Source organism: Aliivibrio kagoshimensis (assembly GCF_050337105.1).
Lineage (GTDB): Bacteria > Pseudomonadota > Gammaproteobacteria > Enterobacterales > Vibrionaceae > Aliivibrio_A > Aliivibrio_A kagoshimensis.
The window spans coordinates 1-16,542 of sequence record NZ_JAKJSQ010000074.1; the positions used below are offsets into that span (position 1 = coordinate 1).

Below are 16,542 nucleotides of genomic sequence, written 5' to 3' on the forward strand. Positions count from 1 at the left end.
GTTTTATTACATTAATCTTTGTTCAATCATTTTTCTTTAAATTTAGTGGTGCAAATGAAACCAGGTACATATTTGAAACGCTAGGAACTTGGTCTGGCTTTGATTGGTTTTCACATTATGGCGCCTATTTAATTGGCTGTGCAGAATTAATGGCGGTGCTGTTGCTTTTAACTCGACTGTCTGGGCTTGGCGCATTGTTGACCGTCGGTATTATGTCAGGAGCGATTCTATTTCATCTCTTTACGCCGCTAGGCATTGAGATGCCTGAGTTTGATGCCGCAGGCACCGTCATTGGTGATGACGGAGGGTTACTGTTTATCATGGCTTGTCTTGTATGGGTGTCAGGATCGGTACTCTGTATTAAAGATATCAGATCTGAAGACGGAATATTGTCTAGAATTGCTAATAGATAAACTGAAGAGTTAAGGTGATGGTATATGAACAGCCCATTTAGATTATCGCGTCAAACACCGTTAGGTATTGGTGAGTCTGTTGCAGAATGGATTACGGGGCTCTCCAAGCTTGACCAGTTATATCAACAACGGCCAGCTGGGCTTAATACACAAGAGTTTATCCGCTATACACTTAATGTATTAGGCATTGACTACAAAATAGAAGGTGGCAGTCTCGCTCACATACCGGCCACAGGTGCAGTGGTCGTTGTCGCTAATCATCCGCTTGGTGGCGTCGAAGGTGTTATTCTGGCTGAAGTACTGATGCAGGTAAGAAGCGATGTCAAAGTGTTAGCAAACCATCACCTTAAACGTGTGAATGAATTGGATAAGCTGTTTATTGGCGTCGATGTATTTGAAGGTAAAAAAGCAGTCGCACACAATATCAAAGCGATGAAAGAGGCTCATCAACATCTAGCAGAGAGTGGATTATTATTAGTGTTCCCTGCAGGTGAAGTCTCCACGTATGACAATAAACAGTTAAAAGATAAAAAATGGAGTCACTCTGTTGCAAAGTTTATTGCTAAAAGTGGTGCGCTGACCGTTCCAATCTTTGTTGGTGGACATAACAGCGATGCTTTTTATTTGGCAGGCAGGGTTCATCCAATACTACGAAGCCTAATGCTAGGACGAGAGCTGTTAAATAAAAATGAACAACAAGTAGAAATCTCTATTGGAGAACCAATTAATTACAACGAATTAAAACGCTTGGCCAGTGATAGAGAGGTGGTTAACTATCTACGACTTAATACCTACTTAATGGCGTATAAACCCAGTGATGTTGAAGGGCATAAAAACAACGAATCGCAAGATCATTATCAAACAATCATCAAGGCAATTGACCCTGAATTACTTGTAAAAGAAATCGAAACCCTCACGAGAGATAAATTAGTAACACAAGCTGAATTCTCTGTTTACTGTACTCAATCTAAAAATATTCCGCTATTACTGCAAGAGATAGGGCGTATCAGAGAAGTGACCTTCCGTGAGGTAGGAGAAGGGACAGGCTTAGCTTGTGATATTGACCGCTATGACGACTACTATTATCAGCTGTTCATTTGGAATCATGAGCAGCAAGAACTGGTTGGAGCCTATCGAATTGGACTGGTTGATCAACTGATAGAGCATAAAGGTCTGGAAGGTCTCTATTCGCGGAGCTTGTTTAATTATGATCAATCTTTTATTGATCAGCTAGAGTACTCCATGGAGCTAGGGCGTTCAGTCATAGCAAAAAAATATCAAGGCAGTTTAACCTCCTTATTACTTTTGTGGAAAGGGATCTCTGCGTTTGTGGTCAAACACCCCAAATACACGCATTTGTTTGGGCCTGTGAGTATTAGCAGCGAATACAGCTTATTGGCAAGACAATTATTAGCTTCAACATTAACGGTCTCACACTATGATGAAAATAAAGCGGCGTTGGTCTCACCTAGACAGCCTTTAAAAACTGAGAAAGGAACATTTTGGAAGTCTGATATGCTTTCCGCATTGGCAGAAGTTCAGCTGTTATCGAAAGTGTTAGCAAGAATGGGAGAGGGGAAAGGGGTTCCGGTATTGCTAAGACAGTATCTTGGTTTGAATGGTAAGTTGGTCTGCTTTAATGTAGACCCTGCATTTAACGATGCACTTGATGGGTTAATCGTAGTCAATTTAACCAATGTGCCGCAAAACACATTACGTCGATATATGGGCAAAGACCAGGCTATGCACTATCTCGACTTTCATCAAACTAAGTAATAAAAAAGCCAGTACATCTGTACTGGCTAATAACGTTATTGTTGTCGCTGTTTAATGGTTTCGGTTATCGACAGTAAAGTATTGAAAATTGTCTCACCATCCATTCTTAAACCATTATGTTCATACTGATTAGTTTTCCAGGCTTTCGAATGAGGGATCTTTACCAAGGTTTCGCAGCTATAAGCAAACTCAACAAACATATCTTCTACGTAGGCTGCAGCAGCCACCGGAACGCGGTTTTTACTCAACACACCATCATTGTAAAGTACAGGCCAGTCAGATTTAGTCGCTAAAATTTCAGCCGCCGCCTTAAGTGGCTTAAGTGTCTCTAATTGGTCTAGCATCCATGGGTAAACCATCTCACCAGTAAACAACAGAGGTTGACCTTTTTGATAATTAAATTGAGGGAATTGCTCTCTTACTCGGTGTGCTGACCAATTAGAGGCATCCTGCTGACAGTAGATGGACTCGTGCAAAATACAATAGAGTGGGTTGGTTAAATAGGCTTGTTCTGTCATCACATAGTGTAAAAATAGAGACCGTATTTGCTCATTACCATCAACCGTTTCTAGTGCTTGTTCAATCTGGAAGTAGAGGTCTTCTGCTCCACCTTCAACGCCAAATGCGATACCCATTTGTTGGAACTGCTCAACGGTAAACAGCTGGCCATTCGGCAAGTGAGTGTTACCTTGTGAGAGTACATCAGCGATTCGATCACAAAGTGACTGTGCTTGCGGGAATTGATCAAAGAAGTGTGCATTTTTATCTTGAGTGCGCAGGTAAGTCGCTTGATAGACTTCATCGGCAGGACGAGTGGTTGATGGCAGCCCACCGGTAATAAAGCAACGCTCTAAGCTATCAGGAAACATAGATAGGTAGGTAAGTGTACAGAAACCACCAAAGCTCTGTCCAATCGTAGACCAACGGGTAATGTTAAGTTTACTTCTAATCGCATCCGCATCTCTTACAATATTGTCCGCTCTGAAATGGCTGATATATTCGGCTTGCTCTTCAGGAGATAGATGCTGTAAAGATTGCGCACTGATAGGAGAACTTAAACCGGTGCCTCGTTGATCAAGAAGCAATACACGATAGTGCTGAAGAGCGACTTTCAACCACCCACTCTGTGCAGTTGGACGTGGAGAAGCGAAACCTGGACCACCTTGGAAATAGATTAAATAGGGCAAATCTTGTGAAATAGACGTGGTAGCAACCAATTCACGAGCAAAAACATCGATCTTCGTGTCGTTGTTAGAGTAGTCTAAAGGTAGTGAGAACTGATGTGACGTATAGGTAATGCCATCCAAAAAAATGCGAGAATTCATATCAGGTATCCATCATTGAACGAAAGGGAAATAGGCGCTCACTCTATCATAATGGAGAAAATTTCAGTTCTGTTTTACTCGCCAGCTTGACCATTTGTGACAAAGATCTTTATCTGTTAGTAAATATAAGGTCGTTGTTGCAATGATTGCTCTGGACGCTTGTTTGATTTTAATAATCGATAATATTTTCTAATCCGATTGTGGTGCGCTTGCTTACATTTATCAACGATTTGTAATCGCCAGTGGTCTAGTTTTGCAGGTAGTGGCATTGAGTGGAGATTTTTAGCACAGTTATCTAAACGATTATCATTGTAACTATGACAGTTGAGTAAGCATTGAATTAATCCTAAGTTGGCTTCAGACGAGTGCGGGAATTTCTCTAAAGTATCACTGTAGATGGCAATAGCTTTATTGGTGTCTGACTTTATCAACGAAAATGCAGTATCCAGCTTCATGTCCATTCGGTTTACTTTAAACACTAAATCACTATTAATCCGCAGTTCATCCATGCGAGAACGAGATTGCTGATCAAAACAGTCACGTAATTTTAAGGTTTGATAAATTTGAGTCATTAACTCAGTCTCGCCAAATTTAAATAATAATCCAAGCAGTTCAATTAATATGAGTGAAGGGAGCGAATGCAGATGATTGTAGTAAGTAGACAGTGAAAATAGAAGACGACGCTTACTTTTACGTTGCTGCCCATCTAGCAGTAATAACTGAGCCAGTGTTATTGAGTAATAGAGTGTTAAAAAAGGGCGCTGTGTATTAAGTAATCTTGACTGGGCATGTTTAAAAATATGTTTGATAGATTGTTTATATTGACGTTTGTGAAAGGGAGTATCCACTGATTGGTATGCATTACGGAAATATTCACAATATAACGACAGCTGAGAGACCCATTTTACGTCAATAATCGAGAGGTGATTTGCCAATAACACCCCTGCATCATGAAGGTCTTGTGGGCGGTTAATGAACGAAGCTAACCGAGCGACTCTAATTGCACGATGGTTTATCGATGGGGTTAAGTTGAGTGCACGTTTTGCAATGGTTATTGCATCCCAATACTGTTTATTCATTTCTAGACAATGCGCATAGAGATCGAGTGCTTCAATAGAGAGGGGGGCGTTCGATATTAGCGACTCTAGTGTAAAGATTGCGGAGGTTAAGTTACCACGTTTAAGAAAGATTTTTGCTTCATAGAAGCTTAATTGATGGTTACTTTTGTTAGTTTGAATTCGGTTGATGGTTGAGGCCGCAATCTCTAATTCATCATTATCAATTAAAAAATCAAACAGTAGCTTATCCAACTTACTGCTATGGCCATGCATCTGAATTTCATTAAGGTAGAGTTCAACCGCATCAGAAGTATGCATGGTATTGAGTGTGGTGCGAAGGTAGTCCTGACGAATGACTTCAGTGTATATGTTAGTGAGTTTCTGTCGTAATACTGCCACATTGGTCGGTGTGTTGAGAAGGTTGGTTTGATCGTTAGAGATGCAGGTTAATACATACTCTGTGGAAGAGGAGTCTGATAGTAACAGTACATGGCATTGCGAATTAATAAGCTGCTTGTTAAGCAGTAAGTTGGTCAATTCAGACCCATTAATAGTGTGCGCTAATTCGTAGTTGATCAATATAAAATGGTATGAGTTTGCCACACACTTTTTTATCGCACTTTCATATCCATTAGCAATATCAATGTTAACGATGCCTATTGACGATAATTGAGATCGTAAAAAATTTGCTTTGCCACGATTATCATCAACCAGCAGACATTTTAATTGTTGCCACTTAGGCTCGAAAATCATTTTCGATGTTGTCGTTTGCATTCCTAGCTCAACCTATAGAGATATCATTTTAAAAATAGTGTAGACGTGCACAAATAAAGGGTGTTCATAAAGGGTTAAAATCGTGTGAGAATTGCCTTATATTTTAAAATATGAATCAAGATCAATATCATTTCTCAATTTAGAAACAGTTATCAAAGATACTGCAACGTCTTCTGTTGGTTGATATAATCGACTTTCTTATCCTTTTTTGGCTTTATCATGCGGATTTTACACACTTCAGATTGGCACCTTGGTCAGTTCTTTATTACCAAAAGCCGTGCAGCGGAACATCAAGCCTTTATTCAATGGCTGCTCACTCAAATTACGGAAAATAACGTTGATGCGGTGATCATTGCTGGAGATCTATTTGATACTGGTTCGCCTCCCAGCTACGCTCGAGAAATCTACAATCAGTTTGTCGTTGAGATGAATCGTTTGGGCTGCCAATTAATTTTGTTGGGCGGCAATCATGACTCAGTATCAACGTTGGATGAATCTAAACAGTTATTGGCCTATTTAAATACCGTCGTAATTTCAAAAGTTCAAGATGAACTGAGTGATCAGATTGTGGTACTAAACAATCACAAAGATCAACCCGCTGCAGTCGTGAGTGCAATTCCGTTTATTAGACCAAGAGATGTCATCATAAGCCGTTCAGGGGATTCGGCTATGGATAAGAAAATGGCACTTTCAGAGGCCATCGCCAACCATTATCAACAACTGCATCTGTTGGCCCAACAAAAAGCGGACGACATAGAGAAACAACACGGATATAAGGTACCGATTATTGCCACTGGTCATTTAACCGCGATGGGTGTCACCAGTTCAGAATCCGTTCGTGACATCTACATTGGCACTTTAGAAGCTCTTCCCGCATCCGCCTTTCCTCCAGCGGATTATATTGCTCTTGGCCATATTCACAGGCCACAACTCGTTGCCGGTAGCGAATATATCCGTTATTGCGGTTCACCCATACCGCTTAGCTTTGATGAATTAAGCAGTCAAAAACAGGTCCTGATGGTTGAGTTTACACAAGACAAATTAACCAAGATTACATCGGTTGAAGTGCCAATGTTTCAGCCAATGCAATTCATAAAAGGAGATTTATCCTCGATTAAAGCAGCGATAGATCATCAAGATTGGAGTGAAAATGAACTCCCAACCTGGCTCTGTATTGAAGTGGAAACTCAGGATTACCTGCATGATTTGCAACAGAGAGTACAATCTCTTTGTGAAGGGTTACCTGTTGAAATATTGCAATTAAAACGTGCTCGAAACAGTAAAAATAATCCAATACACCGAGATGACCGTGAAGTGTTAGAAGAGTTGCAGCCAAAAGATGTGTTTGAACGTCGATTATCAACCGAGTGTTTTGACACTGACGAAGAAAAACAACGACTACAACGTATCACACAGACATTTAGCCACATTGTCGAAGAGATTAAACAACAATGAAAATTTTATCGGTACGTTTGAAAAATCTCAATGCGCTTCAAGGGGAGTGGAAGATCGACTTTACTCAGCCCCCATTTATCGACAATGGTCTATTCGCGATTACTGGGCCAACGGGGGCGGGTAAAACCACCATTTTAGATGCAATCTGTTTAGCGCTTTATCATCGTACCCCGAGGCTGAATAACATCAGTAAAAGTACCAATGAGATCATGACGCGTGGCATGGCAGACTGTGAAGCTGAAGTAGAGTTTGAAGTTAAAGGTGTAGGATATCGAGCATTTTGGAGCCAAAGACGCTCAAGGGGCAGTGTAGAGGGCAACCTTCAAGAGGCTGCTGTAGAGTTAGCTCAAATTGAAGAAGGTAAAATCATTGCGTCAAAAGTGAAGAATAAACTTCAGATGACGGAAGAGATTACGGGGTTAGATTTTGCCCGTTTCACCAAATCAATGTTGTTGTCACAAGGAGAATTCTCCGCTTTTTTAAATGCAGCAGCAAACGAACGCGCTGAACTACTTGAAGAGCTTACGGGAACCGAAATCTATGGGCAGATCTCTGAAAAAGTACATCAAAAATACAGTGAATCAAAACAGAAGCTTGCAGAATTAACCGCCAGAGCGGATGGGGTTACCACCCTTAGTGAACAAGAGTTATCTGCACTATCAACGCAACAGGATGAGTTATTAAAAGCGCTGAGTGGAATTAGTAATGAGTTACTGCTATTAACTGAGCAAGCATCTTGGTGGGATAATCATACACAATTGAGTAAAGAGCTGCAGCAAAGTCAGCAACTCTTCGATGAAGCCAATAAGCAACAGAAAAACCATCAAATTGAACTTCAGAGATTAAAAGATTCTGCCCCAGCGGAAAAATTACGGTCCCCCTTGACACTGCTTGAATCAACAAAGCAAGCGCTAAATGATGCGAAGATTAACAAAACGAATGTAGAGCACCAATTGGCAACGATCGCATCTCAAGTCGCTAATAGCCAGCACGATCTATTAATACAACAGAAAAAAGTGGATGTTGTTAAGTCAGAGCAACGTGAACTTGATACCCTCATTGATGAGAAAATCGCCCCACTAGATAACCAACTCTCGCAACTGAGTGTTCACATTGAGTCATTGAAAAAGCAGCAAAGAGAAGAGCAAAAGGCGATAGAGAATAACCGACAGCAACGGCAATTAATTAATGACGAGAGTAAACAGCTAGCCGATATTGATACTGAAATAAAGCAGTACCAGCAAGACCATCAATATGACGACAAATTGGCATCACTGCTACCATTATGGCAACAGCGAACACAACAGATAACGCATCGCAGTGATCAGTATCAACAGCGTTTACAGAAAGAAATACAACTCAAAGCAACCTATCGCTCATTGAGTGAATCGGTCCAAAAATTGGCCGCGCCCATAACCGCAGTCACTAACAACATTACTAAGCAACAGAAAGCGTTGAATGAACTGCAACAGGCCCAGAGTCATGGAAACCGTGTTGATATCAGTGAGTCAGAGCGACAATTTCAACAGCTAGTGGGCCAGCAAGCACTGCGAATTGAACTGAAAAATAGCACGCTTGAATACCAAAAACTGATCAATGAACGGAATGGCGAATGCAAAAGAATCTCTGATTTCGACCAGAAAATCACTGTTCTGACGACGCAACGTCAACAATGCCGAACGCAATACGGTCAGATCCGTCAGCAGTGTCGAGACCTTTCGCAGTTGTTAGAGCAAGAGAAGCGCATTGCCGATCTAACAACTGAGCGTAAAAAATTGATTGAACATCAAGCGTGTCCATTGTGTGGTTCCGTGAAACACCCCTATGTTGAACATTATCAACAACTTGATATCAGCGATACTGAACAACGTCATGAGGCACTCAATACTCAGCTTGAGACCGTTCAAGCACAAGGGCACAAAGTAAGTGGGGAACTAAGCAGTGCTGAAGCACTGCGTATAGAGGCTGCGAAAAAGAGAGAGCAATACGACAACGAACTGCAACGTTTAATGGAACAATTTCACCTCACCTCACAACAGCTGGATACGACTTCACTCAATGGACTGTCCATTGAATCCATTGATGCAGTTACCACCTACGTTCATCATTGCAATACCCAGCAACAAAACCTTGAACGTGTTATCGCTGAACAACGTAAACAACAGAAGCTAGAGAGTGATCTTCAACAAGCTATTACTAGTGGAAATAATGAACATCAACAATTGCTTCATCAGCGACAACTGCTGGAGCAACAGGTACAAAATAATCAAGAGGAACAAGCTCAACTCGGGAGTGAACTGAGTGAGAGTAAACAGGAACTTGACACACTCAGCCATGAACTATCCTCTGATATTATGCAATCTATTCATGAGAATATTGAAGCAATCATGCCGAATCAAAGTGAATTGTCACAATGGTTTAGGGATAAACAAGCATTAAGTGAACAGTGGGTTATACAAACAGAAAGACAGGTTCAAGCATCTCAGCGCAGTGCTTCGTTAAACGTTAAGCGTGAAGCGATTCAAACTGACGATCAGCGCTTACAGAGTAAAATAGCACAACTTACAGAGGAGGTGGCTACAGAGAGCGTGACATATGCCGAACACTATAAACAGAGAAGAGAACTGTTTGGTGACAAAGAGGTGGTGAGTGAGAAGCAACGTATTGAACTGGAACGCCAACAATTGGAACAACAGCTAAGTGAACTGACTGACCGTAATCGCAATGATCTTCAAAATCAACACTCATTTACAGGTCAACTAAATAGTGTCAATCAAGCGTTAGAACAGATAAATAAGAGATACTCTGAAAAGAAAAACGATTTCGACGAAGCATTTCACAACAGCCCATTTACGACATTTGAAGCGTTTTCCGTTGCACTGCTGGACGAAGAGGAGCTTCAAACGCTAGTGACTTTACGAGATACACTTGATAAACAGGTTCAACAGAGTACTGCTCTGCTAAGCAGTGCTAAGCGAAAAGAGGAAGCAATTGAACAGCTAAGAGTGGACAAAGGGTATCAACTTACACTCGAAGAAGTACGCTCTCGCCGAGAAGCGTTAACACTATCTATGTCAGAAAAAAATCGTCAGCAAGGTGAGATTTCACAAAAAATTGAGTCTGATAATCATAATCGCCACAACAGAGGTGAGATGGTAACCGCCATTGAACAGGGGCAAGCAGATTATGATGATCTCGCTTACTTACACGGTTTGATCGGTTCACAACGAGGCGATAAATTTAGAAAGTTTGCGCAAGGGCTGACTCTAGACCATCTAGTGACATTAGCCAATAGGCAACTCGACCGACTCCATGGCCGTTACCTACTTCAAAGAAAGCAAAGTGATGCATTAGAGTTACAGGTGATTGATACGTGGCAAGGGGATATCTGTCGAGACACCAAAACGCTATCAGGCGGAGAGTCTTTTCTCGTCAGTCTCGCTTTAGCCTTGGCGCTCTCTGATCTGGTCAGCCATAAAACCAGTATAGACTCACTCTTTTTAGACGAAGGGTTCGGTACCTTAGATAGTGAAACATTAGATTCAGCAATTGATACATTAGATAGCCTCAACGCTTCGGGTAAAATGATCGGTGTAATCAGCCATATAGAAGCGATGAAAGAGCGTATCCCAGTACAGATTAAAGTGACCAAAGTGAATGGACTGGGAATCAGTGCGTTGGATAACTCATTTAGGGTATCGTTATGAGTGAAAAAAATACCATACTGCTCTCAATCTATGCGACGTCAATATTTGCAGTGTTAGGGGTCGGCTGGGGAATATACGCCAGTTCAGGTATGATCATTTTTGACGGTATCTATTCATTGATCAGTGTTGGATTAAGCAGTCTTGCATTAGTGGTGTTGAAGCAGTTAGAGACCTCACAGGAGGACGACAGATTTCCATTTGGAAAAGCGCATTTCGAACCTCTGCTGATCATATTTAAATCATTAATGTTGATCGGCATGTGTAGTTACTCGGCCATTAACTCTTTTGGTGAGTTATTTTCTGGTGGTCGAGAGGTAGCAACGGGTTCGGCACTTCTCTATGCGTTGTTTAGCACCCTTGCTTGTCTGGTCATTACCATGATTATTGGCAAAAATAATCAGAAGATAGGCTCTGACTTACTATTAGCAGAGAAGAATCAATGGATGGGTGATACTTTACTCAGCATTGGTGTCTTGGTGGGCTTTAGTGTGGCTTATCTCCTTGAAGGCAGTGCCTATAACGCCGTTGTGCCGTATGCTGATCCTGCTATGGTGGTGCTCGCTTCAACCCTATTTATTATTATCCCATTAAAAAGCTTTATCGCAGCGGCTAAAGAGATGGTTTTTTATCAAAGCAGCCATCCTAACCTTGAGACAATTGAAAAGACGGCTCAGAAAATTGCAGACGAATTGCACGCAGAATATAAAATTCGAATGGTAAATATTGGACGAGAACTCTCGATTGAGGTGAACTTTTTACTAGCAGAACGACAATTTTTAGTGAGTGAGATGGACGCGATACGCAATCGTATCGCAGACCAAGCGACTGCTATTGATAAAGAGCACTGGATAAACGTCAGCTTTACTCAGCAAAAGGTTTGGCTCTAGCTTAAGAATAACCAGATACCGACACCCATCATCAAACTCCCTGCAATGCGATTCATCATCCGGACATTCTCTGAGTGTCCGAGCACTCTTTTAAGCCCTTTTCCACCCGTTGCGTATAACGTCATGCAGACAAATTCTGAAATTAGAATGATGCCAATCAACAACACCAACTGAGGAAGCAGATCACTGTTATTATCGATAAAAGGAGGTAATAACGAGATCATAAATGCCCACCCTTTTGGGTTGGCGATCGCGGTGACAAAACCTTGTACTACAAGCTGCCATTCGTTAGATGAAGGCGTTTCAACAGTATCTAGATTGATGGCAAGTTTGCCTTTTGACAACCACATTTGAATGCCTAGATAGAACAGGTAACTGGCGCCAACAATTTTAAACCCAGTGAATAACCATGGGTAATTGAGCATGATGGCGGCGATGCCTACTACAGCTGCGATGGCGACGATGGCAACACCAATGAGTTCGCCCAGCATCATCCAAAGTGCTCGCTTATAACCCACACTCATGCCAAGTGTGAGGGCCAATGTCATGCACATCCCAGGAGTTATGGAGACAAAGAAAAAAGTTGGGATAAACGCAATCAGTAGTGCAGTGTTCATTAATGACTCATCAGTTAATAGATAATAAGATCAATATACGGAAAAAAGTCACAATTACTAGTAATTAAAATGTTGCGCCATTACCAGTAATTTTCAGAACTAAACTGACCAGGCTTTCGACGAAGGTGTTTAGTTAACCCAAGCTCAACTAATACTTCAGCCGTATCACGTACCATGCTTGGGTTTCCACACATATAAACAAAAGAGCGTGTTGGTTCAAGCTGGCAACTAATTTGATTGGCGATGGTATTGTCTAAAAGCAGAGTAGGGATACGCCCCTTTAATGACCAGTCACACACTTCACGAGAGACAACAGGGACATAATGAAGCTTACCCTTATAGTTAACGTTGAGCTCCGAAATTCGGTCTCGATAAACAAGCTCTTCAACGGTGCGCACCGCATGCACTAAGATCAGATTATCAAACCTCTCCATAGGCTCCATTTCAGACAATATTGATAAGAAAGGGCCAATGGCAGTGCCAGTAGAAAGTAACCACAGGTCTTTCGCGTAATCAGGGATCTCAGCAGCGGTCATAAATCCAGACGCTTGTTGACTGACATAGACCTCGTCTCCTACCGATAATTGATTAAGTAGTGGAGTCAATTGTCCATCTGGATCAGCGATGATTAAGAATTCAAGTTGTTGAACACCTGAATAGATAATGGGGGCATTCACCAATGAATAAGCACGTCGTATCCACTGACCACTACTATCTTGTAGAGCCAGCTTTAAGAATTGCCCTGCTTGATAGGGGGCCACGTCAGCGTTGATAGTGAGTGAGAAAAGCCCAGGTGACCAATCGGTACGATCAATCACTTCACCAAGAATTAATTCGCGAGGTATCGTCATAACAGTGCCTCAAATAAGGAAAACACATTGACTATATCACCAGTAAATAGAGTGTGACTACTCATTAGTCACACTCAACACGTCGATTCCTTTGGTCTTAGGTAAGAAGGTTATTGTGGCTCAAGGTAAGCAAGATGACTTGTTGGATGATGGCTTGACGCACGCTGAGTGTGACGAATCAAATCAATGAGGGTGGTGGAGTCCCAACGACTACGACGCGGACCATATTGAGTGGCCATAAATCGGTCCATCTCATTTGACAATGTACCTTTCTGACTGGATGAGAGCGTTGATTCATGCTCAGCCAGCCATAGAGTATACCAACGAGATGCGGCTATTGTATCGTCTGCTAATACCGCATTAATCAGGTTTTGGCAGCTAGGATCGTTATCTATTGCCATAACGATTTCTGATGACTGACTCTGTGTGCTTCGGCGATGTAGATAGCCCCACAGGCCAAGAGTAATTAACCACAATAGTGCAAACAGAGCAGTTAAATATGGCCAGTAACCCCTGTCAGTAATAACGTTTCCTTGTAAAGGATCCCCAGAGTGAGTGAAGACTGTTGGTGTGCTATTCTCGTCTTCAGAGACAACTAATGAAACACTGTCTAAACTCGCGTTCATCTTGGAGTCTGTCACACTGTTCCACCAAGGAATAGTGACTTCAGGAAGGGTCAGTTGCCCTGAAACTCGTGGGATCAAAACCTGCTTAATGGTCATGACCGTGTTGCCTTTATCATCAACGCCATACACTGGTTTTTCGTCATAGACACTGACTGATGCTGGGTAGTTAATGGTGATGTTCGGTAACTGTTGTTGCGGCAGATCACTGGCCGTAACAATTAGGGTACGCGTCATTGAATCACCGGAATGAAGAGAAACAGTCCGACTGTCTGTTAGCTGCATGGGATTATCATTCAGTTGCCACTGTTCGTTTAAGGTCAGATTGTCGGTTGGCAACCATAGGTCTGTATAACCGTCAGGTTTGGAGAGAACCTCAATGTTGATGAGACCAGAATTGACGGTAATAGGAACAATGCGCGTTGAACCAGTTCGACGAGACTGGATTAACTTTGATTGGAATGTAGTCCCTTCAAGAGTTTGATTTCCTGGAGCGTTTGGCACAATTTGAAATTGCTGCTCAACCACTAACACATTAATCCCGTTTAATACGCCCTGTTTTTGGCTTCCTTCACCATTAGCAATAATTGTAAAAGCGTCACCAGTCGGTGGAGTAATCACCGGGTTTTGTAACATTCTAGGATCGGCTTTGATGATCAATTTAACCTTATAGGCCGCTGTTTCGCCAATATACAATCGGTGCTTCGATAGGCTACTTTCTATTTCGACCACATCAGAAGGGATAAGTGGAGCGGCATCTTTCGTTACGTTCAGTACAATGGGTTGTGAGCTTACTCCATCGATAGTAAAGCGAGGAATGGTGAGTATTCCCACCTGTTTCGCGGCTAATGAGACTGTCCACTGTGTCTGTACAGTACGTTTACTGTTGGAAAAGGAGTTGTAACTGCCAAAGTTGGTGTTTCCGGTTACAAAGTCCTGATTGAGCGGTGCAAACGAAATGCTCCCTCGGTCAGCACTTTTGTCTACAGTAACCATTAATTGAAACACTTCATTAACGGCGACTGAACTCTTGCTGATCGTTGCCACCACTTGAGTTGCAGAGACAGCGTAAGAACAGAGCAGTATGCTAAATCCAATGAAAGGATGAAGAAAACGTCGTGTGACGCGGTAACTGATTAGGCGAGGAAATAAATTCATTGTAACTACCAAGATTGCTGTGATTGATTTGAAGGTACATTGCCACGCTCTTTAGCCTGCAGATAGAGCTGTGCACGTAATAAGCGACTGGCATCATCGGGTATCGTTTCGAGTTTTTTCATTACAGGATCCGATTTGCTAATGGTGCTGTTTGACTCAACGTGTTGTGATGCCGTTAATTCAGAATGGTCTGCGTTATTGTCGCTAGTTTTTTCTTTATCTGCTAATGCATCAGGTCGAGTTTGGTGCTGTGAATCATCCGATTCAGATGACTTTTTCCCTTCGGCTTTTGATGGTTGAGATTCTGTTTTCTTTTGTGGTTCAGCTTGGTTAGATGCATCGTTTGAATCCGAGTCGTTGCTGCTATTTTCAGCTTCGTCACTCTTTTTATCACTCTGCTGCTTGTCACCCTCATTTGACTCTTTATCTTGTTCCTGTTGTTCCTGTTGTTCCTGTTGTTCCTGTTGTTCCTCAAGCGCGTCGGTGACAATCTGCAGGTTCTTAGCTATATCACTGGCTTGTGGGTTGGTCGCTAACAATTTTTGATAGAGGTTTTTAGCTTGTTCAAGTTGGCCACTTTGAGCAAAGGCGTTAGCCAGATTGTATTGCGATGCCACATCATCCAGCCCAGATAAATTGTCGATAGCGGCCTCATAATTTCCAGCACGATAATTGGCAATCCCTTTCCAACCTCGATCTGTAAACTCTGTGGCCGCTTTTTGGTAATCACCCTCAAGATAAGCTTGATGAGCATTACTATTTTGGTTACTCCAAATGGATGCGTCCGCATGTTGATAGGGTAAAATAGTGAGCAAGGCAGCAATGAATACCCCTTTTCGAAACGCTAGTAGTCCCATGATTATTAGAGGAATAATCAGCCAGTATCCGTTATTAATAAACTCTGAAATAGTAGTGTCGCTGCTGCTGGCTGCTGACAATGAAGGCGTTGATAAATAGTCACTTAGAGTAACGATGTCACTATTGTCTGTGGTTAAAGTAGTAAAGAGACCACCAGTAGCAGCGCTAAGGGTTGCCAGTGATTGAAAATCTGTTTTGGCAATCACTGTTGTACCACCACTTTGCAGCATTTTTCCTGTTGGTAACATAATAGGTGAGCCCGTTGATGTGCCTACCGCTACAATGTTTAGCCGCCACTCACTGTTACTCAATAGGGACGTTATTTCTTGGGCTTCACTGTCAGAGACACCGTCTGTAAATAAAATAATGTCGCCATTTGAATGACCAGCTTGAGTCATCATCTCTATTGATAATTCGACAGCAGATGAGGCATTTGAGCCGGCAAAAGGCATGATGTCAGGAGAGAGATTCGGTATTAAGTTTGATAACGTGTGGCTGTCATCCGTCAAGGGGCTTACGGTATAAGCATCACCAGCATAAGCGATTAGGCCTGTTGACCCTTCAGTGAAAGTAGGCAGAAGATCCAGAGCTTTATATCGCGTCTGACTTAAGCGAGTGGGCTTGGTGTCCGAAGCATACATAGAAAGAGACATGTCCATCACTATCACGCGTGCACTTGAGAGGGTGAACGTGGGGATAGACTGTTTTTGCCAGCTTGGGCCAGATAGGGCGATAACCGCTATTAACCAGCTTAATAAGATGATTAAATGAGTCGATGTTTTAGGTGGAGTTGCGCTGTCGCTCATGAGGTGTGAGGCAATCAAGCCGTGACTCTGTTTACGACCTTTAATCAATAAATAAAGAGCGGCGAGTGGTATGGCCGTTAATAGCCATAATGGATAGATAAAATGGAAATCAGACATCGCGAGACCTAACGATAAAGAGATAAACAGAGAGACACATGGCGAGGAGCAGTGGAAAACGAAACCATTCGCTGCTTGGTCGCCACGTTTGGTTTGATGAAGCAATCGGTTCTAACT

The 16,542-nt window shown here is 42.2% G+C and carries 11 protein-coding genes and 1 pseudogene; 5 read left to right on the plus strand and 7 right to left on the minus strand.

Translation table 11 applies throughout. From position 1 onward, the window contains the following. A partial coding sequence (locus L4C32_RS17640; protein ID WP_428198212.1) for a hypothetical protein occupies nt 1-413 on the plus strand: 413 nt, incomplete at its 5' end. A gap of 24 nt (nt 414-437) precedes the next feature. Beyond that, entirely contained in the window at nt 438-2,189 is a 1,752-nt protein-coding gene (locus L4C32_RS17645; protein ID WP_428198213.1) for a bifunctional lysophospholipid acyltransferase family protein/GNAT family N-acetyltransferase, read from the plus strand. A gap of 35 nt (nt 2,190-2,224) precedes the next feature. Here L4C32_RS17645 and L4C32_RS17650 read toward each other — a convergent pair whose 3' ends face one another. Together L4C32_RS17650 and L4C32_RS17655 are read right to left on the minus strand one after the other, a co-directional pair. Next, a complete protein-coding gene (locus L4C32_RS17650; protein WP_428198214.1) occupies nt 2,225-3,514 on the minus strand; it encodes an alpha/beta fold hydrolase in 1,290 nt (429 codons plus the stop codon). Between the two features lie 116 nt (nt 3,515-3,630). Continuing rightward, complete coding sequence (locus tag L4C32_RS17655) at nt 3,631-5,346, minus strand: response regulator (protein WP_428198215.1); 1,716 nt, start codon at nt 5,344-5,346, stop codon at nt 3,631-3,633. Nucleotides 5,347-5,565: 219 nt separating this feature from the next. On the opposite strand from L4C32_RS17655, the gene sbcD reads away from it, so the two are divergent. The 3 genes from sbcD to L4C32_RS17670 are packed head-to-tail and all read left to right on the plus strand — an operon-like array spanning nt 5,566 to nt 11,395. Further along, a complete protein-coding gene (sbcD, locus tag L4C32_RS17660) occupies nt 5,566-6,801 on the plus strand; it encodes an exonuclease subunit SbcD (protein WP_428198216.1) in 1,236 nt (411 codons plus the stop codon). Next, on the plus strand, nt 6,798-10,508 hold the full coding sequence (locus L4C32_RS17665) for an AAA family ATPase (protein ID WP_428198217.1): 3,711 nt from the start codon (nt 6,798-6,800) through the stop codon (nt 10,506-10,508). The genes sbcD and L4C32_RS17665 overlap by 4 nt, the downstream gene beginning before the upstream one ends. Continuing rightward, nucleotides 10,505-11,395, plus strand: coding sequence for a cation diffusion facilitator family transporter (locus tag L4C32_RS17670; RefSeq protein WP_428198218.1), 891 nt, complete (start codon nt 10,505-10,507; stop codon nt 11,393-11,395). The genes L4C32_RS17665 and L4C32_RS17670 overlap by 4 nt, the downstream gene beginning before the upstream one ends. On the opposite strand, the gene L4C32_RS17675 is transcribed toward L4C32_RS17670, so the two are convergent. The 5 genes and pseudogenes from L4C32_RS17675 to L4C32_RS17695 form a co-directional block, all read right to left on the minus strand. Beyond that, the gene (locus L4C32_RS17675) at nt 11,392-12,012 is read right to left on the minus strand and encodes a LysE family translocator (protein ID WP_428198219.1); all 621 of its coding nucleotides are present in this window, start codon (nt 12,010-12,012) and stop codon (nt 11,392-11,394) included. The genes L4C32_RS17670 and L4C32_RS17675 overlap by 4 nt on opposite strands. Before the next feature lie 80 nt (nt 12,013-12,092). Further along, a complete protein-coding gene (locus tag L4C32_RS17680; RefSeq protein ID WP_428198220.1) occupies nt 12,093-12,863 on the minus strand; it encodes a ferredoxin--NADP reductase in 771 nt (256 codons plus the stop codon). A 110-nt stretch (nt 12,864-12,973) separates the two neighbouring features. Then, nucleotides 12,974-14,644 (minus strand): BatD family protein, encoded by a 1,671-nt coding sequence (locus tag L4C32_RS17685; protein ID WP_428198221.1) that lies wholly within the window; start codon nt 14,642-14,644, stop codon nt 12,974-12,976. A gap of 5 nt (nt 14,645-14,649) precedes the next feature. Then, the gene (locus L4C32_RS17690; protein ID WP_428198222.1) at nt 14,650-16,425 is read right to left on the minus strand and encodes a VWA domain-containing protein; all 1,776 of its coding nucleotides are present in this window, start codon (nt 16,423-16,425) and stop codon (nt 14,650-14,652) included. Further along, nucleotides 16,418-16,542: pseudogene (locus L4C32_RS17695) on the minus strand (IMP dehydrogenase); the annotation flags it as partial. The gene L4C32_RS17690 and the pseudogene L4C32_RS17695, both read right to left, overlap by 8 nt.

What these genes read in the sequence shown, in the direction of transcription:
- sbcD (WP_428198216.1), top strand. Translation starts at nt 5,566, where the DNA reads ATGCGGATTTTACACACTTCAGATTGGCACCTTGGTCAGTTCTTTATT.
- L4C32_RS17650 (WP_428198214.1), bottom strand. Translation starts at nt 3,514, where the DNA reads ATGAATTCTCGCATTTTTTTGGATGGCATTACCTATACGTCACATCAG.
- L4C32_RS17665 (WP_428198217.1), top strand. Translation starts at nt 6,798, where the DNA reads ATGAAAATTTTATCGGTACGTTTGAAAAATCTCAATGCGCTTCAAGGG.
- L4C32_RS17670 (WP_428198218.1), top strand. Translation starts at nt 10,505, where the DNA reads ATGAGTGAAAAAAATACCATACTGCTCTCAATCTATGCGACGTCAATA.
- L4C32_RS17645 (WP_428198213.1), top strand. Translation starts at nt 438, where the DNA reads ATGAACAGCCCATTTAGATTATCGCGTCAAACACCGTTAGGTATTGGT.
- L4C32_RS17655 (WP_428198215.1), bottom strand. Translation starts at nt 5,346, where the DNA reads ATGCAAACGACAACATCGAAAATGATTTTCGAGCCTAAGTGGCAACAA.
- L4C32_RS17675 (WP_428198219.1), bottom strand. Translation starts at nt 12,012, where the DNA reads ATGAACACTGCACTACTGATTGCGTTTATCCCAACTTTTTTCTTTGTC.
- L4C32_RS17680 (WP_428198220.1), bottom strand. Translation starts at nt 12,863, where the DNA reads ATGACGATACCTCGCGAATTAATTCTTGGTGAAGTGATTGATCGTACC.
- L4C32_RS17685 (WP_428198221.1), bottom strand. Translation starts at nt 14,644, where the DNA reads ATGAATTTATTTCCTCGCCTAATCAGTTACCGCGTCACACGACGTTTT.
- L4C32_RS17690 (WP_428198222.1), bottom strand. Translation starts at nt 16,425, where the DNA reads ATGTCTGATTTCCATTTTATCTATCCATTATGGCTATTAACGGCCATA.